This is a genomic window from Reyranella sp. (assembly GCF_965228225.1).
Taxonomy (GTDB): Bacteria; Pseudomonadota; Alphaproteobacteria; order Reyranellales; family Reyranellaceae; genus Reyranella.
The window spans coordinates 60944-86380 of record NZ_OZ245801.1 but is presented as its reverse complement, the minus strand read 5'-3'; the positions used below and the strand labels follow the sequence as shown (position 1 = coordinate 86380).

The 25437-nt window shown below is 67.0% G+C and carries 25 protein-coding genes; 4 read left to right on the top strand and 21 right to left on the bottom strand.

Annotated features, from left to right (window positions below):
* The first annotated feature begins 3 nt into the window (after nucleotides 1-3).
* The 3 genes from ACO07K_RS00375 to ACO07K_RS00365 are packed head-to-tail and all read left to right on the top strand — an operon-like array spanning nucleotide 4 to nucleotide 1550.
* Complete coding sequence (locus ACO07K_RS00375) at nucleotides 4-774, top strand: ABC transporter ATP-binding protein (protein WP_422033956.1); 771 nt, start codon at nucleotides 4-6, stop codon at nucleotides 772-774.
* Nucleotides 775-777: 3 nt separating this feature from the next.
* Nucleotides 778-1428, top strand: coding sequence for an ABC transporter permease (locus ACO07K_RS00370; RefSeq protein WP_422033955.1), 651 nt, complete (start codon nucleotides 778-780; stop codon nucleotides 1426-1428).
* Nucleotides 1425-1550, top strand: a complete 126-nt coding sequence (locus ACO07K_RS00365) for a hypothetical protein (protein WP_422033954.1) — start codon at nucleotides 1425-1427, stop codon at nucleotides 1548-1550. Before ACO07K_RS00370 ends, ACO07K_RS00365 begins: the two co-directional genes overlap by 4 nt.
* Nucleotides 1551-1562: 12 nt before the next feature.
* Here ACO07K_RS00365 and ACO07K_RS00360 read toward each other — a convergent pair whose 3' ends face one another.
* From ACO07K_RS00360 to asd, 20 genes are all read right to left on the bottom strand, one after another.
* Nucleotides 1563-2555 (bottom strand): LysR family transcriptional regulator, encoded by a 993-nt coding sequence (locus ACO07K_RS00360; protein WP_422033953.1) that lies wholly within the window; start codon nucleotides 2553-2555, stop codon nucleotides 1563-1565.
* A 16-nt stretch (nucleotides 2556-2571) separates the two neighbouring features.
* The gene (locus ACO07K_RS00355; protein WP_422033952.1) at nucleotides 2572-3975 is read right to left on the bottom strand and encodes an amidase; all 1404 of its coding nucleotides are present in this window, start codon (nucleotides 3973-3975) and stop codon (nucleotides 2572-2574) included.
* Nucleotides 3972-4166: a hypothetical protein gene (locus ACO07K_RS00350; RefSeq protein WP_422033951.1), complete on the bottom strand. Its 195-nt coding sequence runs from the start codon at nucleotides 4164-4166 to the stop codon at nucleotides 3972-3974. The genes ACO07K_RS00355 and ACO07K_RS00350 overlap by 4 nt, the downstream gene beginning before the upstream one ends.
* Complete coding sequence (locus ACO07K_RS00345; RefSeq protein WP_422033950.1) at nucleotides 4153-4860, bottom strand: ribonuclease activity regulator RraA; 708 nt, start codon at nucleotides 4858-4860, stop codon at nucleotides 4153-4155. The genes ACO07K_RS00350 and ACO07K_RS00345 overlap by 14 nt, the downstream gene beginning before the upstream one ends.
* 8 nt (nucleotides 4861-4868) lie before the next feature.
* Nucleotides 4869-5357 (bottom strand): aromatic-ring-hydroxylating dioxygenase subunit beta, encoded by a 489-nt coding sequence (locus ACO07K_RS00340; protein ID WP_422033949.1) that lies wholly within the window; start codon nucleotides 5355-5357, stop codon nucleotides 4869-4871.
* A gap of 2 nt (nucleotides 5358-5359) precedes the next feature.
* Nucleotides 5360-6610 (bottom strand): aromatic ring-hydroxylating oxygenase subunit alpha, encoded by a 1251-nt coding sequence (locus ACO07K_RS00335; protein ID WP_422033948.1) that lies wholly within the window; start codon nucleotides 6608-6610, stop codon nucleotides 5360-5362.
* A 295-nt stretch (nucleotides 6611-6905) separates the two neighbouring features.
* Nucleotides 6906-7889, bottom strand: coding sequence for a 2,5-dihydroxypyridine 5,6-dioxygenase (locus ACO07K_RS00330; protein WP_422033947.1), 984 nt, complete (start codon nucleotides 7887-7889; stop codon nucleotides 6906-6908).
* Between the two features lie 12 nt (nucleotides 7890-7901).
* Nucleotides 7902-9248: a cytosine deaminase gene (locus ACO07K_RS00325; protein ID WP_422033946.1), complete on the bottom strand. Its 1347-nt coding sequence runs from the start codon at nucleotides 9246-9248 to the stop codon at nucleotides 7902-7904.
* Between the two features lie 23 nt (nucleotides 9249-9271).
* The gene (locus ACO07K_RS00320; RefSeq protein WP_422033945.1) at nucleotides 9272-11623 is read right to left on the bottom strand and encodes a xanthine dehydrogenase family protein molybdopterin-binding subunit; all 2352 of its coding nucleotides are present in this window, start codon (nucleotides 11621-11623) and stop codon (nucleotides 9272-9274) included.
* Nucleotides 11620-12093, bottom strand: coding sequence for a (2Fe-2S)-binding protein (locus tag ACO07K_RS00315; protein WP_422033944.1), 474 nt, complete (start codon nucleotides 12091-12093; stop codon nucleotides 11620-11622). Before ACO07K_RS00315 ends, ACO07K_RS00320 begins: the two co-directional genes overlap by 4 nt.
* Complete coding sequence (locus tag ACO07K_RS00310; RefSeq protein WP_422033943.1) at nucleotides 12090-12935, bottom strand: FAD binding domain-containing protein; 846 nt, start codon at nucleotides 12933-12935, stop codon at nucleotides 12090-12092. Before ACO07K_RS00310 ends, ACO07K_RS00315 begins: the two co-directional genes overlap by 4 nt.
* On the bottom strand, nucleotides 12932-14056 hold the full coding sequence (locus tag ACO07K_RS00305; protein ID WP_422033942.1) for an FAD-dependent monooxygenase: 1125 nt from the start codon (nucleotides 14054-14056) through the stop codon (nucleotides 12932-12934). Before ACO07K_RS00305 ends, ACO07K_RS00310 begins: the two co-directional genes overlap by 4 nt.
* Complete coding sequence (locus ACO07K_RS00300; protein WP_422033941.1) at nucleotides 14056-14817, bottom strand: ABC transporter ATP-binding protein; 762 nt, start codon at nucleotides 14815-14817, stop codon at nucleotides 14056-14058. The genes ACO07K_RS00305 and ACO07K_RS00300 overlap by 1 nt, the downstream gene beginning before the upstream one ends.
* Before the next feature lie 2 nt (nucleotides 14818-14819).
* The gene (locus tag ACO07K_RS00295; protein WP_422033940.1) at nucleotides 14820-15590 is read right to left on the bottom strand and encodes an ABC transporter permease; all 771 of its coding nucleotides are present in this window, start codon (nucleotides 15588-15590) and stop codon (nucleotides 14820-14822) included.
* Between the two features lie 6 nt (nucleotides 15591-15596).
* Nucleotides 15597-16601: an ABC transporter substrate-binding protein gene (locus tag ACO07K_RS00290; RefSeq protein ID WP_422033939.1), complete on the bottom strand. Its 1005-nt coding sequence runs from the start codon at nucleotides 16599-16601 to the stop codon at nucleotides 15597-15599.
* Nucleotides 16602-16706: 105 nt separating this feature from the next.
* Nucleotides 16707-18338, bottom strand: a complete 1632-nt coding sequence (locus ACO07K_RS00285; RefSeq protein WP_422033938.1) for a hypothetical protein — start codon at nucleotides 18336-18338, stop codon at nucleotides 16707-16709.
* A 255-nt stretch (nucleotides 18339-18593) separates the two neighbouring features.
* Nucleotides 18594-19115, bottom strand: coding sequence for an SET domain-containing protein (locus ACO07K_RS00280; RefSeq protein WP_422033937.1), 522 nt, complete (start codon nucleotides 19113-19115; stop codon nucleotides 18594-18596).
* A gap of 118 nt (nucleotides 19116-19233) precedes the next feature.
* Complete coding sequence (locus ACO07K_RS00275; protein WP_422033936.1) at nucleotides 19234-21630, bottom strand: molybdopterin-containing oxidoreductase family protein; 2397 nt, start codon at nucleotides 21628-21630, stop codon at nucleotides 19234-19236.
* Nucleotides 21631-21662: 32 nt separating this feature from the next.
* Nucleotides 21663-22034, bottom strand: a complete 372-nt coding sequence (locus ACO07K_RS00270; protein WP_422033935.1) for a hypothetical protein — start codon at nucleotides 22032-22034, stop codon at nucleotides 21663-21665.
* A gap of 83 nt (nucleotides 22035-22117) precedes the next feature.
* Nucleotides 22118-22990 carry an archaetidylserine decarboxylase gene (gene asd, locus ACO07K_RS00265; protein WP_422033934.1) on the bottom strand — a complete coding sequence of 291 codons (873 nt, stop codon included), beginning with the start codon at nucleotides 22988-22990 and terminating at the stop codon, nucleotides 22118-22120.
* Between the two features lie 26 nt (nucleotides 22991-23016).
* Between asd and ACO07K_RS00260 the strand changes: the two genes are divergently transcribed.
* On the top strand, nucleotides 23017-24741 hold the full coding sequence (locus tag ACO07K_RS00260) for an aminotransferase class III-fold pyridoxal phosphate-dependent enzyme (protein ID WP_422036728.1): 1725 nt from the start codon (nucleotides 23017-23019) through the stop codon (nucleotides 24739-24741).
* Here the strand turns inward: ACO07K_RS00260 and ACO07K_RS00255 are convergent.
* Nucleotides 24724-25428: a hypothetical protein gene (locus ACO07K_RS00255; protein WP_422033933.1), complete on the bottom strand. Its 705-nt coding sequence runs from the start codon at nucleotides 25426-25428 to the stop codon at nucleotides 24724-24726. The genes ACO07K_RS00260 and ACO07K_RS00255 overlap by 18 nt on opposite strands.
* Nucleotides 25429-25437: the final 9 nt, after the last annotated feature.

The window sequence follows — 25437 nt, the reverse complement described above, 5'->3', positions numbered from 1 at the left end:
GGAATGTTCATCACCATCGAGAAGGTCTCAAAGACCTACGAGACCCGCAGCGGTCCGATCAGGGCGCTGGAAACCGTCGATCTCACGATCCGCGAGAAGGAATTCGTCTCCATTGTCGGGCCGAGCGGCTGCGGCAAGAGCACGCTCCTGATGCTGCTGTCGGGCCTCGTCGGCCATTCGACCGGCAGCATCACCATCGGCGGCACGAAAGTGAACGCGCCCTACACGGACATCGGCATTGTCTTCCAGCAGGACGTACTGCTCGAATGGCGCACGATTCTGCAGAACGTGATGCTGCAGGCGGAGGTGCGCGGCCTCGACCGCCGCACGCTCAAGGACCGGGCGCTCCATCTGCTCGAACTGGTCGGTCTCAAGGGATTCGAAGGCATGTATCCGCACGAACTATCGGGCGGCATGCGTCAGCGCGCCTCGATCTGCCGGGCCCTGCTCCACAGTCCGCCCCTGCTCCTGATGGACGAGCCGTTCGGCGCCCTCGACGCGCTGACGCGCGACCAGCTCAACATCGACCTCCTGCGCTTCTGGCAGGAGAGCCCGACCACCGTTCTGTTCATCACCCATTCGGTGTCTGAGGCGGTGTTTCTGAGTGATCGTGTGATCATCATGTCGCCGCGTCCTGGCCGGATCGAGGAGATCGTGGACATCGACCTGCCAAGGCCGCGCCGCATGGCGATGCGCGAGCAGCCGCGCTTCATCGAATACAGCCGGCGCATCGGCCGCGTGTTCGAATCCATCGGCATCCTGCGCGAGGAATAGAAGATGAAATTCCTCCGTCGTATCGAGATGCCATGGGCGCTGGTGAGCGGCTTCGCCTTCTTCGCCGCCTGGCAGATCGCGGTCGTGGTCCTCAAGGTGCCGCCCTACCTGCTGCCGACGCCGACCGCCATCATCGCAGACATGATCAAGCACTGGAGCCTGCTGTCGCAGCATGCGCTGGTGACCCTGTCGGAGATCGGCCTCGGCTTCCTGGTCTCGCTTGCCATCGCCATGCCTCTCGCGGTGCTCTTCACGTACTCGCGCATCTTCGAGAAGCTGTTCTATCCGCTGATCGTTGGCACGCAGACGATCCCCAAGGTGGCGGTGGCGCCGCTCTTCCTGGTGTGGTTCGGTTTCGGCCTGACGCCCAAGATCATCATCGTGACCTTGATGACCTTCTTCCCGATCGTCATCAACGCCGTGGTCGGACTGAAATCGCTGAACTTCCAGACCGTCTACCTCGCCCAGTCGATGGGCGCGAGCGCATGGCAGGTGTTCTGGCATTTCCGCCTGCCCAATGCCCTGCCCAGCATCTTCGCCGGCCTCAAGGTAGCGAGCGTGCTCGCCGTCATCGGCGCCATCGTCGCGGAGTTCGTCGGCGCCGACAGCGGCTGGGCTATCTCATCGTCGTGGCGGCAACCGACCAGAACGTGACCCGTCAGTTCGCCGCCATCGCCTTCCTGTCGGCGGTCGGCATCCTGTTTTTCTGGTTCGTGGGCTTTCTCGAGCGAAGCCTGCTGCCCTGGCACGCCTCGATCCGGCGCGACGAGAAATAACCCCGGGCCAGTCTAGACGGGCCGCGACCGCGCCGATGAAGCCTTCGCGACGACTCTGTCGGCCACGCGCGACCCCGATTCGGACCGCCAGAGTGCGAGCGCCGCGCCCAGTTCCTTGAGCAGGAGGGACGCCGCCATGTTGGGCACCCCTTCCTGGGCAATGCAGCATCCCAGGACTGCCGACGCGATGCGGGCGTCCCGCACCGGCACATAGACCAGGTCCGGGCGCGTCGGATCGGGGCCGGCAAAGAGCGAGACCTGGCAGCCAATGCCGAGGCCGCGCGCAACCATGAGGGCGATCAGCTCGAAGGAATTGGTGCTGATGCTGAACACCGGCTTCACCGCCACGCGCGCGAACAGCTCGTTGAAGATGCGCCGGGTCATGGAATCGGTGCTGGGCATGATGAAACGCTCGTCGACGAGGTCGACCACGCGCACCGAGGCGCGCCTGGCGAAGGGATGCTTGCGATGGACCGTCACGCAAGTCAGCAGATCGTAGGACAGCACCTTCTGCAGCCCGTCCTTCGCCTCGAGCGCATACCCCAGAATGATGTCGACTTCGCTGCGCAGCAGCATGTCCGACAGCGCGTTCGAATTGCCGACCGTGATGTCGTGGGTGATGCGTGGATATTTCTTGCCGAAGGTCTCGATGAAAGTCGGCAGGAATTCACGCGCCATCGTCTCGTTGATGCCAAGACGCACGTTGCCGGTGTGCATGCCCTGCAGAACGTCGATCTCGACGCGCGCGGCGCTGAGTTCCTTCATCGCGCGCCGCAGCCGGTAGAGCAGCGCCTCGCCGGCCGCCGTGAGGCGAAGCCCGGCCCGCTCGCGCACGAACAACTTGGACCCCAGCTCCTCCTCGAGAAGCTGGATCTGCCGCCGGATCGCGGACCCGGCAATGTGCACCTTCTCTTCGGCGATCTGGAAGGAGCCGTAGCGGGCCACTTCGTAGAAGTAGCGCAACGCCGCCGTATTGACGAAATGGGGCAGGAGTCCGAGAGCCATGGCGGGCGATCTTACTTCATGGCGGCGGTTCCGTACCCCCGTCCGATGCCGGTGGACGCGCCCGCCGCCAGCCGCCTGCCTGCTCGTAGGCGTGGCCGGCCTGCAGCAGGGTCAGCTCATCGTTCCGCCGTGCCACCAGCTGGAGGGCGAGCGGCAATCCCTGGCGACCGAAGCCGCAACACACCGAAAGGGCGGGATTGTCGCTGACGTTGAACGGGATGCCGTAGCTCGGCCTCTCCAGGAAGCCCCACTTCGACACTGAATCGATGGGAATCGCCTCGCCCGGCTGAATCGCCGTCACCAGGAGATCGTGCTCCTCGAACGCGGCATCGAGCATCGCCGCCAGTCGTACCGCGTGCTCCTTCGCCTCCAGATAGTCCGTGGCGTCGATCAGGGCGCCCAGCAGGAGCGGCTCGCGGACCTGATCGCCGTAGAGATGCCCCCGCTCGCGCAGCCACACTTCATGGATGGCGAAGGCCTCGGCCAGCAGGATGATCATGCCGACCGCATTCCATTCGCCAAGCGGCGGCAGGACGACGTCGCGCACTCGGCATCCCATGCCACGGAACACATCGAGCGCGTCGTCGATCGCCGTCGCGCCGTCGATGCTGATCGGTGCATCCTTCTCGAAGAAATGCCGCAAGACACCGATACGGAGTCCGCGCAGGTCGGCGTCGAGCAACGGAATCCGGTCGGACGACAGCCAAGGCACACCGGTCTCGGGAGCCGGTGTGGCGGCGGCGAACAAGGTTGCGCAATCCTCGACTGTCCAGGCAATCATGCCCACGGTGTCGAGGCTCCGGGCCAGGGGGAAAACGCCCGCCGTGTCGATGCGCTGGCGCGTCGGCTTCAGCCCCGCGACGCCGCACAGGGCGGCAGGGCTGCGCACGGAGCCTGCCGTGTCGGTACCAATGGCGCCCAGAACCATTCCTGTCGCGGCAGCGACGGCCGCGCCACTCGACGAGCCACCGGCAAAGCGGCGGGAGTTCCACGGATTGAGCGCCGGAGGTCCGGGCGGTCCCCAGGACGGCGTGCCGAACGCGAACTCGTGCGTCGTCAGCTTGCCGACCATCAGCGCGCCGGCATCGACGAACCGCTTCACGACCGCCGCATGGCGGGTCGGCACGTTGCCGTGGAGTTGCCGCGATTGTGCAGTGGTGGGAACGCCCGCCACGTCGATCACATCCTTCACGCCGATCGGAATGCCGTGCAACGGCCCGCGCCAGCGCCCCGCCTTGATCTCGCGTTCCGCCGTCTGGGCAGCAATGCGCGCGCTGCCACAGGTGCGCGTGACGAAGGCGTGCAGGGTCTCGTCGCAGGCCTGAAGGCGGTCCAGGCAGGCTTCCAGCAAGTCGAGCGGGCTCAACGTCCCGGCGCGGATGGCGCGTGCGGCCTCCGTGAGGGACGGAATCGATTTCATGAACGGCGCTGCGGAGAGCGGGTCGCGGCTGCGCGCACCGTCTCCTTGAGTTGCTGCAGCCGGTCGGATGCCACCACGAGCTCGGCCGCCTGCTGCTCCGACAGCACGATCCCGTGCACCTTGAATTGCGCGGCGAGGCGCGCCACGCGGTCGGTGGCGTCGACTTCCAGTCGCGAGTCAGGCGCCGCCATCGCGGGCTTTCTGCCAGGCGCGGTAGTCCGCCAGCGCGACCTCGCCCGCCGGGTAGAGGCCGACGATGCTGCGGCCACGGCTCACTTCCTCGGCCGCGAAGGTCTCGTAGCCGGTCTGTTCCCACGCCGTCTCGGCCACCTTGTCGGCCAGGGCGGCCGGGATAACGACGATCCCGTCGCGGTCGCCCACGATGATGTCGCCGGGGTAGACCGCGATGTCGCCGCAGCCGATCGGCACCTGGACCTCCGCCGCCTGCAGGTAGCCGAAGCTCGGCGTCGGCACGGTCGCGCGTTGATAGGCCGGGAAGCCCAGCGCCTCGATGTCGGCCGTGTCGCGGAACCCGCCATCGGTGACGATGCCCGCACAACCGCGCGCCTTCAGCCGGCCGATCAACAGGTCGCCGCAGGAACAGCCACGCAGCTCGCCGCGCGTGTCCATCACCAGAACGTGGCCGGGCGGGCATTCCTCGAACGTGCGCTGGTGCAGGTTTGCCGCGGTACCGTAGCTCGCCTGGTCGCTGGCGTCCTCGCGCATCGGCACGAACCGCAGCGTATAGGCCTCGCCCACCATGCGCGGCTGGTCCGGGGAAAGCGGCCGGATACCGAGCGGGCACACGCGCTTCACGCCCAGGCGGTACAGCACGGTCGAGAGCGTCGAGATGCTCACCTCGTGAAGACGGGACCGGTTGAGCACGCTCAGGCTCATAGCGGGATGGCGAGCAGCGTGTCGACCTGCGAGGAATCGAGGACGACCGTTCGCGAGCGCAGCAGGCATCCCCCGTCCTTGCTCACGAAATGGTCGCGATAGACGCCGGCCGCGAACAGGCTCTGCCGGCCGTCGAGCATGGTGCGGACGCAGATGAAGCTGGTCTCGAGTCCCAGACCCTCGGCAGCGACGGCAGCGATGCGCGAGTCCGAGAGAATGTGCCGATAGAAATGCGGTTCGAAGACATTGGCCTTCTCGATCGCCTCGACCCGGTCATAGAGCATGGCGTGGTTGTCGCACAGCATGATCGACAGCGGCAGGCCCTGCTCCTCGTTCTGCCGCGTCGTGATGCGGTAGAGGCAGGGATCCGTGAAGAACGTCGGCCATTCCGACAGGCGCCCGTCGTCGATGGCATAGGCGTAGTCGACAAGGAGGCGCCTTGCCTGCGCTTCCGAAACGGCTCCCGCCTGAACGATCGTGTCCATGGTCAAAGTCCCATCAGGGCGCGATAGCCGGTCCAGAAGCCGCGCACGCTGCCTTCGGATACGCGCGATCCCGGGATCGGCTCGATACCGTGCCCCCCCATCTCGATCACCGCCGCCTTGTCGAGATCGCCGGCGATGCCGCGCTGGACGAGGCCGCCGATCATGCCGTCTTCCATGGCGATGAGGCCGGCCGGCCCCATCATGTTGGCCTGCTTCAGGCGGCCGTTCAGCTTGCGCTCGTCGTCGTCCTCGAAGCCGAAGGCGGTCCATCGAAGTTCCGATTCGTGGGTTCCCTTCGGCACGATCGTCCGGACGGCCAGGCAGTTGCGAAGCTGCTGCAGGACGAAATTCGGGAAGATCGTCTGGATGGTCATACTGACGCCGTCGCCGAAATCGTCCCAGATGTCGGTCATCGACGTGTCGCGCAAGCCGTGCCCGTAGGCCGTGAGCTCGCCCGAGCGCAGCGTCTTGTCCTTGTAGACTGCATCGCCCTGGTCGGTGCTCATCTTGGAGTAGCTGATGTGCGACCACCCCCGCGAGCCCATGACGATGCCGCCTTCCATCGTCAGCCGGTCCTGCTTCATGACGCCGTTGAAGGCGTGCAGGATCGAGGCATGGTACGGATCCTTTACGTTCTCGATGTAGAGCTTCCAGTTGGACGGCAGTTTCTGGCTGTACTGCCCCAGCACGCGCAATTTACGGCCGCACACGCGCTTGATGTTGGCGATAAGGTCGGCGCCGACATACTCCTCGAACGGCGGCGTCTGGTCGCTGAACGTGCCGAAGATCAGCCCGCTCAGCCGATGCACGCGCATCTTCTGCAGGCCGTTTTCCTCCTTCTTGAAGGTCGATGCCATGCCGCCCTTGCCGGCGACGCCTCGTTCGAAGGCGGCCGACAGCATCTTGCCGTTCAACGCGAAACACCAGTTGTGATAGATGCAGAGAAAGCGGCTGGTCTTGCCCCTCGGCAGATAGGCAAGCGGCGTGCCCTTGTGCGAGCAGCGGTTGACCAGTGCCTCGATGCCGCCGTCGGCCTGACGGACAACGATGACCGACGTCTCGCCGACCTGCGCCAGCACGTACATGCCGGTGTCGGGAATCTGCGCCTCGAGTCCGAGGAAGTGCCAGATCGGTCCCCGGAAGATTGCGCTCTCCTCGCGCGCGGCAATGTCGGGGCTCGAGTAGACGCCGTACGGAATGCGTCGAACGCCTTCTTCGGGCCAGCTGATCCGGGGGGAGGTTTCTGCGGTCATGTAGGTCAGACCTACCGCACCGGCACAGGGCGTAAAGATCATATTTTCGGCAGCGTCGCGCGAATTATTCGAAGCGGATCCGCCCGGTGCGACCTCTCGTGCCGCTCGGCCTGCCGCCGCTGGCTCCAGAGAACGACGGCTTCATGCTCTGCGGCAGCGTCCAGATGCTGGCCAACATCGGCGCACTCCTTGAAAGCAAGGGCCTCACCAAGGTCAGTCCCGCCAACCCGGGCGGGTTGGCCGTCGAAAATGGCCTTCGTCGAGTAACGACGCGTCCGCGAACAGGAACTTCTTGCTAGGCTCTTTGCTCCGCTGCCAGCACTTCGCCCGCCTTTACCATCTGGCGGTCGTCGAGCCAGACAGTGGCGTCACGCAGCGGGATGTCGAGATGCAGCGGCGCCCGGCGCGTTCCGCCGCCCGACAGGTTTGGCCCGGTCGAGAACAGGAAGTTGCCGTAGTGGCCACGGCCGTCCTGCCCCTCAATCTCTTTCTTGTCGTAGAATCCCAAGGCATCCCAGCGCGAGTTGCGACTGAGTCCCCAGCCGAGATGGGAGACGGCGAATACTTCGGGGTCGGCATAGGAATTGAGCGTCGCCTTGAGCAGCATGGCGTCCACGCCGCCCTCGATCGCACGGATATAGCCGCCCTCGATCCGGAGCGTGATGGCGTTGCGCACATATTCCTTCTGGGGAAAGACGATATCGCCTTCTGCAATCACCACGGTACCGTTGGCCGAGCCTTCGTTGCCGTAGGTCGTGACGAAGGCACCCGGCCATTGGTCCCAATGGCCGGGTTCGTCCGAGAACCCGTACTGGCAATTGCCGCCGAGTTCGCCCAGCGCCACCTCGAAATCCGTGCCGGCCGCCGTGGTCACACGCATGCGCCCGGACTGGCGGATACAGGCTTGGGCGTGCAGGACGCGATCCTTGTCCGACGCCTGCGGCAGCATGCGCTCGAGGATTTCCGGCGGCTCCAGCACCACGAGCGTGCGCGTGCCGTACGGCGCGAGCTTGCGGATCTCCGGATCGTGGCTGTGTGAGAGATCGACCACGAAGTCTGCGGTACGCAGAGCCGCCAGGGCGGTCGCGGGCAGCCGGTTTGCATTCTCGACCTCGATGTAGGCGGCGGTCGCGCCCCGCTCACGAGCGACCTGCAGGGCGGTGTCGCGGTAGCGCGTGTCGACCCCCTGCGCACCGAGGACAACCGCTGTCTCGCCCTCGCCCAGCTTGCAGAGCCCGAGGACGTGATGCCACGCGGCGTGCTGGCTCTTGGTGAACATGATCCGGGCCCCCTATTGCGTGTGGACGATCTGGCTGCGGGCGACGACACGATCGAGCTTGCGGTAGTCGGGCAAACGGGCGTCGATGTGCCGACCGCCGCGGATCACCATCCGGTCGGGCTGACGGCGCGCCAGCAATTCGCTGTAGTCGCGCGCACCGAACAGCTGGAAGTCGGCTGGCCCGCCACGCCTTATCCGCCCGCCTTCAGCCAGGCCCAGCAGCGATGCCGGTACCGTGGTGATCGACGATGGCCACCGGTCCAGCTCGGCTTCGAGATGGCCCATGCGGACACCGGCGCCGAACACCTCGATCATGTCGTGGTCTCCGAACGCATGATACGGATCGCGGCAATTGTCGCTCGCCAGCGCCACCGCGACGCCCGCCGCCTTCAGTTCGCGGAGCAGCGGAATGCCCCGCCAGCGTGGCGTGCCGCCGTCGATCCGGCCCTGCAGGAACTGGTTCACCAGAGGCAGGCTGACGATGGTGAGGCCAGCATCGCGCGCGAGCCCGACGGTCCGCCGCCACACCGGCTCCTCCTGCATCGACATGCTGCAGCAGTGGCCGCACACGACATGACCCTCGAAGCCGTGGCGTATCACCGCCTCGGCGACCTGGGCGAGCGTCGTCGACGAGGGCGCGCCGTTCTCGTCGACATGCAGGTCGACATCGAGTTTGCGCTCCCTGGCGAGCGTCAGCAGCCGGTCGAGGCGCGCATCGACGACCGCCGGGTCCTCTCCGTGATCGAGGCGGTAGGTGATGCCGCCCAGCCGCGCGCCCGACTCGGCGATCATATCGATCAGGGCGCCGTTCTCGGGTGCGTCGTAGAGGTCGGTGCTGACCAGCGCGGCAGCCTCGACCACCATGCGGCCTGCCCAGCGCTCGCGCAGCCGGCGGAACACCGCGAAACTGATCTCGGCCTGGCCGGGCACGAAACAGTCGATATGGGTTCGGATCGCCCCGGTGCCGTGGGCATAGGCGCATTCCAGCGCGAATTCGAAGCGCGCCTCGACATCTTCCTCGCGCCAGTGCCTCTCGGTGTCGGTACGCGTGCTGGCGCGGGCGCCGACGAGCGTGCCCTCGGGATTACGCGCCCGGCGGAAAATGTGGCCCTTGTCGAGATGGGCGTGCAGGTCGGCGAAGGGCGGCAGCACCATGCCGCCGTCGGCGTCGCACACGGCGCCGCCGGTAACAGATCCCGCCGGCAGAAGATCGGCGACGATGCCGCGCTCGATCACCAGGTCGAGCCTGACCAGCCCGTCCTCGTCGGGGCGGCCCGGCGCGTCGCCGGCCAGCCCCTGGATGGGGACGTGAACATTGGCGAGATGGATGCGGTCGTTGGCAGGCCAGGGTTTGGTCATGAGGATCGTGTCATCCGCGGACGTCAAAGGCGGTTGAGCGCGGCGAGCAGGCGCTCCGGTGTCATCGGCAGCTCGGTGATGGCCGCGCCGAGCGGCCGGATCGCGTCGTTGACGGCATTGAGCACGGCGCCGACCGCGCCGGTGGTGCCGGCCTCGCCTGCGCCTTTGGCGCCCAGCACCGAGTGCGGCCACGGCGTTTCGACATGGTCGATCACCATGTCGGGCAGGTCCGACGCCAGCGGCACGAGATAGTCGGCGAGCGAGGCGTTCTGCATCTGGCCGTCGGCATCGTAGAGCAGCTCCTCGAACAGCGCCTGGCCGATCCCCTGTGCGATGCCGCCGCGAACCTGCTCGCCAACCAGCAGCGGGTTCACGATGGTGCCGAAATCGTCGACCGCCCAGTGACGCAGCAGTCGCACCGCGCCGGTCCGGACATCGACCTCGACCAGAGAGGCCTGCACGCCATTGGTCGGCACGAGGGCCGGCCAGTCGTGTCCGAGATGGCGGGACAGCGACAAATTGACCTGAGCACCCGTCGGTAGGAGCTGAGGCTTGAAGTGCACGATTTCGGCGAGGTCGGCGAGGCTGATACCACTTGCCTGTGAATCTCGTTCGCGGATCATGCCGTCGCTCATTCCCAGTCTATCCGCACTGGTCTGCAACAGCTGCGCCGCCGCCTCGAGGATCGCCGCGCGCAGCTCGCGCGAGGCATGCAGCGCGAGCTCGCCGCCGACCGCGGTACCGCGCGAGGCGCGCACGCCGGAGCCGTAGGGCGTGGCCTGGCTGTCGCCCGAGACGATGCGCACGCGCTCGACGGCGACGCCAAGCTCATCGGCGATGACCTGCGCCACCACCGTGTGCGTGCCCTGCCCCTGATCGGTGACGCTGATGGCGCAGCGAACCGCGCCGGAAGGATCGATGGAGAGCGTGATCCCGTCCTGTGCCGTCGCCTTGCGGATATGCGCGTTCGTCGGCGCGTTGGTGGCCGTCCGCTCGATGAAGCAGGCGATGCCGAAGCCGCGATGGATCCCCTCGGTGCGCAACCGTTCGTTCTCCGCACGCAGGGCCGGGATGTCGACGATCTCGGCTAGGCGTCGCAGGCAGGCCTGGTGCGACAGCGCGTCCAGGTCGATGCCGGTGCGCGTCTTCACCGGATAGGCGTCGTCGGGAACATAGTTAGCGAACCTGAGTGCCACCGGATCGCGGCCGGTCGCTGCGGCGGCCTTCTCGATGAGGTGCTCGCCGATCGCCGAGGCAATGGGATGGCCGACACCGCGATACTGACCGACGATGTTCTTGTTCTGGAACACGACCTCGAGGCGGCCTCCGACATGCGGCACGCGGTAGGGCGCCATGGCCAGCCGGACCGCCTCGTCGCCCTCCTGTACGCTGGAGCCCGGATGGGTCGAAAAGGCACCCATGGCGAGCCGCGTCTCTGCCCGCCACGCCACGAACTTTCCCTCGCCGTCGAGCGCCAGCCGTGCCGTCACGATCTGCTCGCGGCAATGGATATCGGTCATCAGCGCTTCCAGCCGGTCGGCGACGAATTTCACCGGCCGGCCGATCAGGCGTGAGATCGCCACTGTAGCGACCTCGTCGGAATAGAGGTGGATCTTCGCCCCGAACGACCCCCCGACATGCGGGCAGATCACACGGATGCGACCCTCGTCGAGACCGAGATGTGTGGCGTAGAGCGAGCGGAGTTGATGTGGCGCGGTGTGGCTCTGGTGCACGGTCAGGCTGCCCTCGCCCGGCAGGTAGCTCGCGATCACGCCGCGCGTCTCCAGCGGCATGACCGTCTGCCGGTTGAAGCGGAAGGACGCCTCGACCACGCAGGCCGCGTTCGCGAACAGCGCCGTGTCCTCGGCATCGCCGACATCGGCCTGGTAGGCGAGATTGCCTGCAAGGTCGGGATGGGCACGTGCCGCCTCGGGCGCCAGCGCGTCGGCGAGATCGCAGGCCGGCGGCAACAGCGCCCACTCGATCTCGACCAGCTCGACGGCATCCTCCGCGAGCGCGCGGCTCTCCGCCACGACCGCAACGACCGCTTGGCCCACGAAGGCCACCCGGTGCTCTGCCAGCGGATACTGCGTGCGCATCACCAGGCCCGGATACGTCTGCGATGTCTCCCAGCCCTTGCAGACCGGCGCGAGGTCGGCGGCCGTCACGACACGAACCACGCCGGGCAGAGCGTCGGCCTCGGCGGTGCGAATCGCCACAATGCCTGCATGCGCGTGCGGCGACCGCAGGAAAGCCACATGCAGCAGGCCTGGCACGGCCACATCGTCGATATAGGTTCCGCGGCCACCGACGAACAGCCGGGCGTCGCCGCGCCGGTGCGAGGAGCCGACGGCCTTGGTCGTCGCGCTGGTCATGGCTTTACCTTCGCCGCGGCGGCCACGGCATCGACGATCGCCTCGTAACCGGTGCAACGGCAGATATTGCCGGACAGCGCCTCGCGGATCTGGTCGCGCGAGGGGTCGGGCTCGCGCGACAGCAGCTCGGCTGCGGTAAGGAGCATGCCCGGCGTACAGAAGCCGCATTGAAGCGCGTTACGGTCGACGAACGCCGCCTGCAACGCAGCGATACGGCCGCTGTCGCTCGCGCCCTCGATCGTCTCGACCTCGGCGCCATCGAGCTGCACCGCAAAGACGAGGCAGCCGCGCACCACCGCGCCGTCGAGCACGATCGAACAGGCACCGCAGACGCCGTGCTCGCAGCCGACATGGGTGCCGGTGAGACCGGACTCGTGCCGGAGCATGTCGACCGCACTGGTGCGCGGTTCGACATGCTTCGCCACGGCGCGCCCGTTCAGCCGGAACTTGATCGTATGGAGGCCGCTCATGCCGCCCCTCGCGTGCGATCGATGTCGTCTCGACAGCGCCGCGCCAGTTCGGCGGCGATCACGAGCTTGGCCCGTCCTGCGGGGCCTGCGCCCACCGTCGATGGCAGGTCGATGGCGAGCGCCGCCAGAAACTCCGCCTCGCCGGCCTGCGGCTTGTCCGAAAGTAGCGTCTCGAGATGGGCAAGCCGAACGGCGCGGTCCTCGATACCGAACGCCGCCCAGCGATGCAGGCGCTTCCCGCGCCGGCCGACGATGCCCGCCAGCGCGAGATCGCCGTGGCGGCGCGACGACTCGTGGATCGCGGCAGGATCGCGCGCGGTGGCCAGCGGAATCGACACGCTGGTCAGCATCTCGCCCGGCCCGAGTGCCGTCGCGAACATCCCCTGGAAGAAGTCGCCGGTCGCGACGGTTCGCTCGGCCCCGGCCGAGGCGATGTGCAGGGTGGCCTCGAGCACCAGCATGCAGGCGGGAAATTCAGCGGCCGGATCGGCATGGCAGAGGCTGCCGCCCAGAGTGCCGCGGTTGCGCACCGCCTGGTGCGCGACATGCCGTACGGCGCTCGCCAGCAGCGGTGCGTGCCGCGCCACCAGCGGATCGGTCTCGACCTGGCGGTGCCGTACCAGTGCGCCGATATTCAGCGCGTCGCCTGCCAGCTTCACCCTCTGCAACTCGGCAAGTCCGCCGATGTCGACCAGCAGCGCGGGCGAGACGAGACGGAGGTTCATCATCGGAACAAGACTCTGGCCACCCGCTATGAGCCTCGCCTCGACCGGCCCGGCCAGCAGGTCGCATGCCTCCTCGACCGAGGCCGCGCGGCGATAGTCGAACGGCCGCGGCTTCACAGCGCACCGGTCGGCGGCCGCAGCGCCGCACAGCGTATCGTGTGCTCGCGCAGCCAGGCGTTACCCGTGAGCAGCTTCAGCATCATCTTGCGCAGCGTCTGGGGCATCAGCGCCAGTTCGCCGTAGAAGCGCGAGACCGTCTGCACCCATTCGACAAAGCGCCGCTCGCTGGTCTGCCAGGCTACCAGCGCCGCCTCCACATCGTCGTGCTTCGCGAGTGCGTCGGCCAGCGAGAGGGCCGAGGTCATGGCGACGCCGCCGCCCTGCCCGAGGAACGGCGGCTGGGCGCTGACGGCATCGCCGATCAGCGCAACGCGGCCGCGTGCCCAGGAATGGACGCGCACGACCTCGAACCAGTCGCCCTTGCCGTCCTCGGGGATACGCTCGATCACCCAATCGAGATGCGGAAAGGTCCCAAGCCAAGAGGCGCGGTCGAACGGCGCGCCCGCCGCCGGATCGCCGCGCACGGACGTGAGCTGGACATAGACCTGCTGCGGGCTGCTGGGCGCATAGAGCAACCGCCGGCTGCCATTCCAGTGCTCGCTGATGCGGCTGCGGGAGTCGTGCGCAGCATCGCCCGGCAGGCGATCGATCATGATGCGATAGCCGTACTGACCCACCGGCTTCCGCGAGCGCAGCAGCCCGAGACTGTCGCGCACCCGGCTGTTGACGCCATCGGCGCCGATCACGAGATCGGCTTGCTCCACCGTGCCGTCGCGGAAGCGCAGCGCGCCGGCCGGATCGGCGCCCTGCACCGGCTTGCCGAAATGAATCTCCCCGCCCGCCGACATCACCGCATCCTTGAGCGAAGTCAGCAGCGCGCGGCGCATCGGCAAGAAGAGGCGGCCACTCGCCGCGGTGTTTTCGACGCCCAGCAGCTCGCCTTTCGCGCCGCGCCGCTCGCGCACCTGCACCGGTGCGGTGCCGGCAATCACCTGGTCGTATACGCCCAGCGTCTCGAGGACTCGCAGGCCGTTCTCCCAGATGTAGATCGCCGCACCCAGGATCCGGATATCGTCGCTCTGCTCGTAGACGCGGACCTGCCAGCCCTTGCGCAGCAGCGCCAGCCCGGCAGCCAGACCGCCTATTCCCGCGCCCGCAACGATCGCCTTGCCCTTCATCAGACGTACCGCATCAGTGTGGCGAGCACAGCGCGCTGCGTCTCATATTGCGCCGGGTCGTCGTATGTGCGCGGCCGGCGCAGGTGGCCGAGGCCGATCTCGTCACAGATGCGGCTGTTCGGACCGCTCTTCATCACCACGATGCGGTCCGAGAGATAGACGGACTCCAGGGAATTGTGCGTCACGAACAGCACGGTGCGGCGGTCGGCCTCCCACAGCGACAGCAGCAGCTGGCGCATGCGGAGAGCCGTGATCTCGTCGAGAGCGCTGAACGGCTCGTCCATCAGCAGCAATTCCGGCTCGATCGAAAAGGCGCGCGCGATCGAGACACGCTGTTGCATGCCGCCCGACAGCTGTAGCGGGAAATAGTCAGCGAACGATGCGAGGCCGACGGCTTGCAGCCATCGTTCGCAGCGCGCCGGCCATTCGGCTTTGGGGACGCGTGCCGCATCGAGCGCGAACTCGATGTTGCCGCGTACCGTGCGCCACGGCAGCAGGCGGGGCTCCTGGAACAGGTAGGCGATGCGCGGCCTGGCGGCCCCCACCGCGCTGCGGCCGATCTCGACCTTTCCCTGGAAACTCGTGTCGAGCCCGCTCAGCGCATTGAGAAGCGTGGATTTCCCGCAGCCCGAAGGCCCAAGGATGGTCACGAACTCGCCGGGCGTCACCTGCAGGTCAACGTTCTCCAGCACGCGCAGGCGCGAACCGTCGGCGGTTTCGAACTCCTTGGCGAAGTTCCGGATGGTGATGGATACCGACATCGTCAGGCCAGCCGCGCCGCTGGCCGCCAGCGGAACAGACGGCGCTCGATGCCGCCCAGCACCACGACCTCGATCAGCAGCATGATGGCCACGAAGAAGACCGTGTACTCGAGTACGCGACCGAGATCGAAGAGCTGGTGGTAATACTCGATCTGGTAACCGATGCCGTTGCTGCGGCCGAGCAGCTCGACGAACAGCACCATCTTCCAGACGAGCCCGAGGCCGAACCGTGCCGACGCCATCAGCGAGGCAGCAAGCTGCGGCAGGACGACGGACGTAACGATGCGGATCGACGACAAGCCGAACCCACGCGCCATCTGGATCAGTTTCACGTCGACGGCCTTGGCGCTTTCCCAGATATTGATGGTCAGGACCCAGACCACGGCCAGAGCCGCCGCCACGACGGCCGCGAACTCGTTCAAGCCGATCGATGTGTAGGCGAGGATGATGAAGACGAGACTGGGAATCATCAGCCCGATGACCACCCAGGAGCCGAACAGCTGGCGCGCAAACGCCGAGAAGCCCAACGCGATGCCGAAGGGTATGGCGATCGCCATCGACAGGCCGAAGCCCATGAAGATGCGCATCAGCGTCACACCCAGATGCTTCCAGATTTCCGGCTTCTGGACGTCCTGCATCAGGTAGATCAGCACCTGGTGCGGCGGCGGCAGCAACGGCTTGGCCGGCAGCCAGGCTGCGGCGTACCAGATCGCCAGCAGCATCACGACCGACGCCAGCCTGGGCACCGCGCCGGCCAACAGACGCGGCTTCACGGTCCGTCAGCTCGAGAAGCTGGTGTTGAAAATGCCCGTCGGCAGGGCGTCGACGCCCATCGCTTCCTTGCCGCCTGTCGCATAGAGCAGCTCGAAGAGCTGCCGGGTCTCGCCCATCGGGTCGGCCGAGAAGCGCGCCATCGTCACGTCGCGGCTGTAGTCGCGCATCAGCGGCACGACAGCTGCGTCGATGATGTTCTGCCGCGCCAGGCACTCGACCCAGATCGGGTCGTTGGCGCGCAGGTATTCGACGGCGTCGCGATATGCCATGGCGAAGGCGCGGACGTTCTTTGGATTCGAGCGGCCATAGGCTTCACGGAACGCGACCGACGTGAGCATCGTGCTCGTGGGCATGCCCGCGAGCTTGAGCAGATCCTTGCTGTTGAACAGAATCCGGTACTCACCCGAGGCAACCATCGGCATGGCGAGGTTGTAGAAGATGAACGTGGCGTCGATCTGCTTCTGGTCCATCAGGCCGCGCAGGAGGCCGGGCCCGGCTTCCTGAATCGTGCTCTCGGTGCGCGGGTCGTAGCCGAATTTCGACTTGGCCGTCGAGAGGTAGAGAACCCACTCGGGGCTGAAGCGATTGTAGGTGCCGACCTTCCGGCCCTTGAGGTCGGCCACGGTCTTGGCCGGCGAGTTCCTCGGCACGACCCAGACATTGGGCATCTCGAGAAAGGGCACGATCGCGGCAATCTCCTCGCCCGCGGTCCGCACGCGCGCCAGCTCCAGCCAGTTCATCAGGCCGCCCTCGACGGCGCCCGATCGGAACGCGGTCAACGCCGCGCCACCGGGCTGCACCGACACATTCTCCAGCTCGAACCCGTACTTGCGGTCGAGCCCGAGCTTGGCGATTGCCCAGAACGGATAGTCGTTGCCTCCGGGGAAAGAGGCCACTCGCACCTTGCCGCCCTCGCCCTTGAAATCCTGAGCCGTCGCACGAGTTGCCGTGAGGCCTGCCACGGACAAGAGGGACGAGAGGACGCTGAATGATCGGCGGGTCAGTGCCATGTCGGCCTCCAGAGAAATCGGGATTTCGATCACTCTACGGAGCCGCCGCCGTCCGGTGCAGGGTAGCTACCGTTATCGGGGGGTATCCTACGGCGCGCTGCGTCCTCAATCCTCGAGACCGGCCTTGCGCAATCCCCCACGCAGATGCTCCGACAGGGCATCGACACCCGAGAGATAGCGGAAATAGCGGTCGGCGAACCGCGGAAACTCGGGCCACTTGCGACGCACCTCCGCAATGGCGAGGGCCGCCTCCTCTGAACGGCCAAGCTGACCGAAGGCGGCGGCGCGGAGCAACGAGGGCGTGAACTGCTCTCCGGCCGGATAGGTCTGCAATTCGTTCAGTGCGCCCAGGTAGTCTCGTTGGCGGTAGGCGTTGAGGAAGGTGGCGCGGAACGCCCATCCCGGCGGGTGGCGGATCACGGCCAGTGCTTGCCCCATGAGTTGCGCGCCCGTTTCCCAGTCGCCCGCCAGCGAGCGGAAAAATCCGGCGCTGAGTTTGGTACTGGGCGCATGCGCGTTGCCAGCGGCCAGCCGCTCGCAGACCTCCAGCGCGCCAACAAGATCGCGGCGGTACATGGCGATGGTCGCCGCCGCCACATGCGCGTAGGCGCAGCCCTGGTCGAGCTCCATGGCACGCTGGGTCTGGCGATCGGCGGTCTGCAGGAAATCGACGTCATCGTCGAAGCCCAGGCAATTGCCGGTGAAGGCGGTATGCGCCAGTGCCGCCCACATCATCGCCGAATAGGGCGTGCGCCTGACGCCGGTCTCGAGGTCCGCCCGGGCCAGCCGATAGACCTGCTCGTTGGTGATGCGCGTGAGATAGCGATGGCGCTGGATGGCGACGTGCGGTGTCCACACGCGATCGGTTTCACCGCCTCCCGCCTCGCTACTGACCGACTCGAAGGCGAGGAGCCGGCAGATCACGCCGTGGAAGTCGGCGATCTCGGCCGAGACACGGCGCGCGATCACGTCCTGCGCCTCGATCGTGGCGGTTGCGTCGGGCGGGCCGTCGAACGAATCGGTCCAGATGATTGCGTTGGCCTGCAGATCATGCAGCTTCAGGACGGCGCGCAGTCGCCTCCCGCTCTGGCGAGCGCTGCTGGTCACGACGAAGCGCGCCTTGGTCGACAGGGCCAGGGACGCGGGCGATGCCCCTTCGGGCAGAATTGGGATCGCGGGCGCCACTGAGAGGTCGGGATAGCGCGCCAACTCGACCGTGAGCTGTTCAGTCAGTCCCAGTGAAAAGGACGCGGCTTCCGGGCCGAGTCCGCTTGTCTGCACGACCAGCAACCGCGTCGGCGCGAGTATGCCCAACACGGCAACGCCGGCGTCCGGGCGCATTGACGACACCCGTTCGAAGGTGGGCACGTAACTCCCGCGCGGCACCGAGATGCGAATCGGGTCGCCCGCGCCCTGGTTGGCATAATAGCCATCGAGGTTGCGGCGCAACTTGCCCGCTTCCAACCGCACCAGAGGATCGCGGTCGGGATCGAACCCCGGTCCGCGGCCAAGCGCCTGGGTCGCTATGCTGTACTGCTTCAGCAAACGCCCGTCGCCCGCCAGCGTGCGCTCGACGATATAGGCGAGGAAGCGGCCGCTGCGCGTCGAGGCGGCGAATTCGGCGGTGCCGAGGATACGGCGAAGCTGCGTGCCGATTTCCCTCGCCAAAGGTGCCTGATCGGCCATACCGGTCGCGCTCGCCTCCTCGGCGGTAGACGGGGGCCTCGTGGTGACCATGCTGCCAGTCGAAGCAATAGCTGTGCCTATTGCCACGAGGCGGTCTTTGCCCGGACGGCATCGAAGGCGTGCCTATAAGGCAGGTGCCTCGATGGGAATCGGGCGCAGATGGATGCCGTGATCGCATCGACGGGAGTGCCGTCTTCTTCCCGGAATAACCCTCTTCCGTTTGGAAAACTCCCTGTCCGCGTGGGATCTAACGTCGATCCGTACCGGGTTGCCAACAAGGTCCCGCGCGACGAGACCAGCAAATATTCACTCTTCTGTCGGATCGTAGCCGTAGTCGAAGGTCAGCTCCTCGCCGCTGGCGAGGCGGCGGATGGACCATACCTCGATCATCCAGCGGTCGTGGACCTGGAGCATCCGCCACTCGCAGTTCGGATCCGGGTCGTGATTGATCAGGGAGATGTGACCGATGGCGACCAGGCCGCGCCGGGAATCGAGGGGATGGTCAAAATAGTTGCCGTTCAGGGCCGTCTCGGTGACGTGCTTGATGTCCCGCCGGGGCAACTCCCAGGTGAAGCAGTCGTCGATTTTGGTCTGCGGCGAGATGATGGAGCAGGCGGTGAGCCCGAGGCCGCGGCCGGGGATCGCCGTGACATGATACGGCCGGATAGTGAGAGGGGCCGCAACACGCTCCACGCGCGGGCGTGCCCTGCCGACGCGGCCATTCGCTCCGCCAGACGTCGCTGTTGGACGTGCGCCTCCGTCCTGGAGTTTGCGCACGCGCTCGATCTCGGACAAAAGCCCGTCTCCGTCGTACTCGAATGCGGGCATGGGATCTGATTTCGGGGAAGCGGCTTCTGGAACTCTATGTAATCGCAAAGGGCCTACTGCTCACCGTATGGCCGCGTGCGGATGGTGGGTTGGCAATACCCGATCAGCCTGTGGGGCATCAAGCGTTCGAAGCATCAGGAAATTGCTCCGCCTGCCGAGCATCTCCAATCTTTTCGATTTCACACCATGAGCATCGCAGCGGTATCGACCCGCTGACCGGATCCGCCCGGTCGGTGCCGATCGCGCCGTTCAGATTGGCCGCCAGGGGATGCGTGCGATCGTATGGCGTGCCGTCGGCCCCATCGACCCACCAGCCATGCTGGCCGAACACGGCCCCCGAGGCGAGACCCGGCACGAGGGCAGCTCGGGCGACCGCATCTCCGCTGGGCGTCCTTATGCGCACCCAGTCGCCTTGGGCGATCGAACGGGAGGCAGCATCGGCCGGCGCGATCTCCAGGATCGGGTCGGGCACCAGCCGGCGCAACGAGGCGATGTTGCGATGCTGGCTGTGGCAGTAGGCCACGCTCTTGGCACTGCCAAGGCGCAACGGGTAACCCGGTTCCGCTGGCAAAAGATCGCTGGGGTCGAGGTCGGGGATCGGCCGGTAGCCGGCGAGCAGCAGCCGCTCGGAGTAGATTTCAATCTTGCGGGTCGGGGTCGGGTAGCCGCGCGGATGGCCGTCTTGCGCGATCGCCTGGGCATCGACCGGCACCGCTCCCTCGACCACGATGCCTTCCGGAGAACGGCGCAGCCGCTCGACGGTCAAGCCCGTCCTCGCCAGGGCCGCATCGTGGCCGCGGTCGGCATCGAGATCGAACATTCGATCTCCGAGACCGAGCCGCGCAGCCAGCCCCATCACGATGTCGGTGTCAGAGCGAGTCTCGCCGACGGGGGCGACCACCGGCGGCCGCAGCTGGACGTGCCGCAACCCCTCCAGACTGCCGTCGAAGCCGGTGCGCAATCCTTCCCGCTCCCACGAGGTGGCCGCAGGCAGGATGATGTCGGCATAGCGGGCCGTCGCATTGACGAAGAAGTCCGCATGGACGTGGAATTCCAGCGCGGACAGCGCCTTGCGGGCGGTCTCCGTATCCGGCTGCGACACCAGCAGGTTGGTGCCGAACGACATCAACATGCGCACCGGATAGGGTGCTTTCGCGAGCACGGCCTTGTAGACGTCGCGGGCCGTCACCCAGCCTTGCAGGCCGGGACCGAGGGGCCGCCCGGCGAGACCGAGCGCCTTGTCGCGCTGTGTCGCCGACAGCAGGTCCTGGCCGGAAATATCGACGAAGGGCGCCGCACCGCCGGGCACGTTACCGCCCGTGCGGCCATAGCTGCCGATGAGGGCGTAGAGGATCGAAATCGCGCGATCGGTCTGTGAGGCCGTGACACTCTGCCCGACACCGTTCCAGGCGTAGTAGGCAACCGACGGGGCGCTGGCGATGATGTCGGCGGCCTTCGCGAGGTCGGCCGGCTCGATTCCGCTCACGTCGGCGACGCGCTCCGGCGGAAATTCGGCGGCGGCGCGGGCGAACAATTCGAGCGCGGTGTGACACGGGACGGGCCCGGACAGCGTCTGGACAGTCCCCTGCCAGCGCAGGGCGGGCGCGGCGCTTCCAGGATCCCAGCTTCCGCGTGTCGGATCGAACGGCAGCAGGCCACGGCTACCCCCGGCGTGAGAAAACAGAATCTCGGTCCGGCCATCGGCCCGAAGGTCGTTCTCGCGCAGGAAGCGGCCGTTATCGGCGCGCACCAGCAGGCTGGCGTTCGTCCAGGTCGCGGCAAAATCGCGATCGAAGCGTCCGCTTGAGAGCAGCAGGTTCGCGAGCCCGAGGGCAACCGCCTGGTCCGTGCCGGGACGCACCCGCAACCACTGGGTCGCGCGCTTCGCCAGCGCCGTCGGCCGCGGGTCGATCACCACCAGGCGGGCACCGCGCTTCAGGCCCTTCTGAATCTCCACCTGGCGCGCCAGCCAAGTGGCCGCGGGATTGTTGCCCCACAGCACGATGCAGCCCGTGTTGGCGAAGTCCGGCGTCCCGATGTCGTGACCGTAGGTGAACCGCGAGGCGTAGTCCTTGTGCCAATTGCAGATTTCAGTTCCGTAGATGGTGTTCGGGCTGCCGTAGGCGCGGATGAAGCGCTCGATCCACGAGATCGAATCCGAGATGTGCGACCCACTGGGCGTGGTCACGGAGAAGGCAACCTGTTCGGCGCCGTGCGCCGTCCTGATATCGCAGAGGCGCGCGGCGATCTCGGCCAGCGCCTCGTCCCATCCGATCGGCGTCCAGCCGGGGTCGGCGGCTCCCTTGGGCTGCGTGCGGCGAAGCGGACGCGTCACCCGATCGGGATGATAGACGAGCTCTGGCGCCGCCCGTCCCTTGGGGCAGAGCGCCTGGCCGGTGGGATGGTCCGGCAACGGTTCGATCCCTCGCAAGCGCCCGTCTTCGACGACGGCAACACAGCCGCAGCGCGACCGGCATTGCGTGCAGAAGGCCGCGATTTTCTGTGTCCCAATCATCGACAGTCTCCTGCTCCCTGTCGCGGCCGCCCCTAGAGCAGCGAGTTCAGCATCCAGGGCGGCGCCTCGGCCATCAGACGGTAGAGGTCGGCCCGGACATCGGCCAGTGTTACCGTCGAGCCGCCGCCGAGGGCGACCATGGCCGTTCCGGTCCGCGACAGGGATCGGCGGCAGGCCCGGAATGCGGCATCCTGGGCCAGCGAATAGTCTCCCGCCCGAAGATGGGCGACCGCCTGCGCCAGAAGATCGGACTGCCGCGCTTCCGGCTTCTCAGCGACGGCCTCGACATGGTTCAGCGCGTCCTGGATCTGCTGGGCAACGGCTACGAAGGTGGCAGCTTCCTGTTTGTCGGCCATCCCCGTCCATAGCATGGAATGGGCGCGGCCGGCCGGATGGCCGGTCATCGAAATGACATGCCGGCCTCACGAGACGGCAACGAGACTGTTGCACTGGAAAGGGAGTGTCCGCCTCTCGCTCCCCGGTCGCATCAGGGCAGAACCATCAGGCGTTGGCCCATCCGGATCTTCGTGCCGTCGGCGATGCCGTCGCACAGGCGAAAGCCGCGAGGGGCGAAGACGATGATCGTGGATCCGTGTTCGAACCAGCCCAGCTCGTCGCCCCGTCGCACGCGCGTGCCACAGGCGATGTCGGCCGCGCCGCGATAGTTCATGTTCATCACGACATCGAGGAAGTGCAGGCGGATGCTGGCGACCAGGATCGCCGCGACCGGCACCAGCGTCACCGGGTGGCCGCCCGAGGCGAGGCGAAGCCGCAGCACGGCGCGCTCGTTGCGACAGAACAGGCGCTCGACCCGCCTGAGCGCGATCGGGTTCACGTTCCAGGTGTCGCCCGAGACGTAGGTCACGCGCTCGACCGTGGCGTCGTGCGGCGCATGGAAGCGGTGGTACATGCTCGAGGTAAGGCGCAGCGTGACATAGGTGCCGTCGCGGTAGGTCTCGACCAGCTCCGGATCGATCAGCAGATCCTCGAGCCGGTAGGGGAAGCCCTTGGCCTGGAACAGTTCGGTCCCCCGAACGGTGCCGCATGCGCCCACGATCCCGTCGCAGGGACTGACCAGCATCGCGGGATCGCCGTCGAGCGGCCGGCTACCGGCGCGCAGCTCGCGCGTGAAGCAGTCGCGCAGGCTTCCGAAGGACGTCTTCTTCGACTCGGCGAGATCCAGATCGGCGAACAGGCGCCAGACCGCGATCGCGGCGCGGGTCAGGCCCGGGCTCTCGATGCGGCTGAACCAGCCCATCCAGCGCGTCACGAGCCTTCGCGGGATGCGGTTGGTCAGCAGGAAATTGATGTCCTCCTGCTGGAGGACCTTCAGCAGTTGCGCATGAACGCTTTTGGCCACGTCGAAAACCCCGGGGAAGCTGGATGATGAACCTGATGGATGGTGAGACCGTCGCGGCGCTGGTGGCCGCGGGACTGGCGCTGTTCCTGTTGGCACCCAGGGTGCGCGACCGCCTGCAGCTCTCGCGGGCCAAGCACCGGTCGCTCGCCGGCCATGCACGCTTGTCTCGGCGCATCGCCGGCCTGGTCCCGCGTTACGTCTACGGGGACGACCTGTTCTTCCGCGCCGACGACGCCAGCGAGGCCGTCGCCGCCCGCCGCCGCGCGGGCTTCGACGCGCTGGCGGAGACCTTGCGCGCGGGAGACGGGCGCACGCTGCGACTGACAGCGGAGGCGACGCGCCACATCTCCGACCTGCAGTTCACCGAATGCTACCGGGTCCCCTTCCAGTTCAGCCCGCGTGTCCGGGCGGCGCTGCCGGCCGGCGCCTTCGTGGCCTCCTCCGCGGGCGTCCAGGTCACCGACCTCGACGGCACCGCGCGCTACGACCTCAGCGGCTCCTACGGTGTCAACCTGCTGGGCTACGACTTCTACAAAGGCTGCATGGAACGCGGCGCGCGACGCGTCGCCGACTTGGGCCCCGTTCTCGGCGCCTATCCCGATCTCGTGGCCGACAATGCGCGGCGGCTCGCGCATATCTCCGGCAAGCCGGAAGTGTCGTTCCACATGTCGGGGACGGAAGCGGTGATGCAGGCGGTGCGGCTGGCGCGCTACCACACCGGCCGCTCCCACCTCGTGCGCTTCTGCGGCGCCTACAACGGCTGGTGGGGCGACGTGCAGCCCGGCGTCGGCAATCCGGTGGCCGCGCATGACACCTACACCTTGGCGGATCTCTCGGAGAAGACGCTCGCCGTGCTGCGCCGCCGCACCGACATCGCCTGCGTGCTGGTCAATCCGATCCAGGCCATGCACCCCAACCAGGGGGCGCCGGCCGATTCCACCTTGATCGCCAGCCGCCCCGACCGCGGCGTCAGCCGCGAAACCTACACTGCCTGGCTGAAGGCCCTGCGCCAGGTCTGCACCGAGCGCGGCATCGTTCTCATCCTCGACGAGGTGTTCATCGGCTTCCGGCTCGCGGCCGGCGGCGCCCAGGAGTATTTCGGCATCGAGGCCGACCTCGTGACCTACGGCAAGACAGTGGGCGGCGGGCTTCCGATCGGCGTCGTCTGCGGCGACCACCGGCTGATGAAGCGGTTCCGGGACGACCGGCCGGCGGACATCTGCTTCGCGCGCGGCACCTTCAACGCCCATCCCTACGTGATGGGCGCGATGAATGAGTTCCTGCTCCATCTCGACTCGCCCGCGATGAAGCAGGTCTATCGCGACCTCGACGAGACCTGGGACCGGCGCGCGTCCGATCTCAACCGCCGGCTGGCCGACCGAGAACTGCCGGTGCGCATCGGGAACCTCTCCTCGATCTGGACGGTCTGTTACCCGGCGGCCTCGCGCTACCACTGGATGTTCCAGTACTACCTCAAGGCGCATGGGCTTGCCCTGAGCTGGGTAGGCACGGGGCGCCTGATCTTCAGCCTGAACTTCACCGAGGAGCAGTTCCAGGCGGTGGCCGACCGCTTCGTCGCGGCGGCCGAAGCGATGCAGCGCGACGGCTGGTGGGAGCCGGGCGCGCTCGCCACCGACCGGGCAATCAAGCGGCGCATCCTGCGCGAGATGGCTGCGCACATGCTGGGCTTCCCGGGACGGGGACGCAAGGAGCAGCTGGTTGGGCCGCAGCCCCTAGACGCCGCCCTTTGAGGCTGGCGCCACGGCGTCCTCGACGATGGTCGAGGGCAGCTCGGGAATGACCTCGGGCAGGATCTGGTCGGGCAGAATGGGAGCCGCGACGGTTTCCGGCGTATGGCGGCTATGCCGGCCGGTCAGGAGTTCCCACGGCGCGCGGTGATACAGCTTGATGTCGTGGAACGGATCGGTCGCGATCTTGGTCACCCAGACCAGACCAGTGGTCAGGTCCTTGGTCACGAACAGCTGGAGGGCGCGGAAGGCGATCCCGGCCAGCCCGACGACCAGCCACAGCTCGCCCACATGCGTCACGAAGCCGGTCCAGTCGGTGTGCGGCGTGAAGACGCCGAGCAGGGTCGGATCAGCCACCAGCAGGAGCGGCGACGCCGCCCAGATCGCGAGCAGGACCAGCTTGCGCTGGATGTTGTAGCCGACCTTGATCTCCTCCTTGTATTCGTCGGTCGCCTGGTTGACGGCGTCGTAGCCGCGCGGCTCGAAGAACAGGTGGCCGATCTGCCGGGTCGTCATCGCGACCAGCCAGCCGATCAGGGCCGCCATGGCGGGATCGGTGAAGGCCACGACATAGGCGAACAGGAAACTGGTCGCGCTCAGCAGGTGCAGCGACTGGTTGACCTTGCTGTGATGGTAATAGCGATGGTCGTCCCATCGCTGGACCTTCAACTCGTGCAACAGTCCGGTCATGGCGTTTTC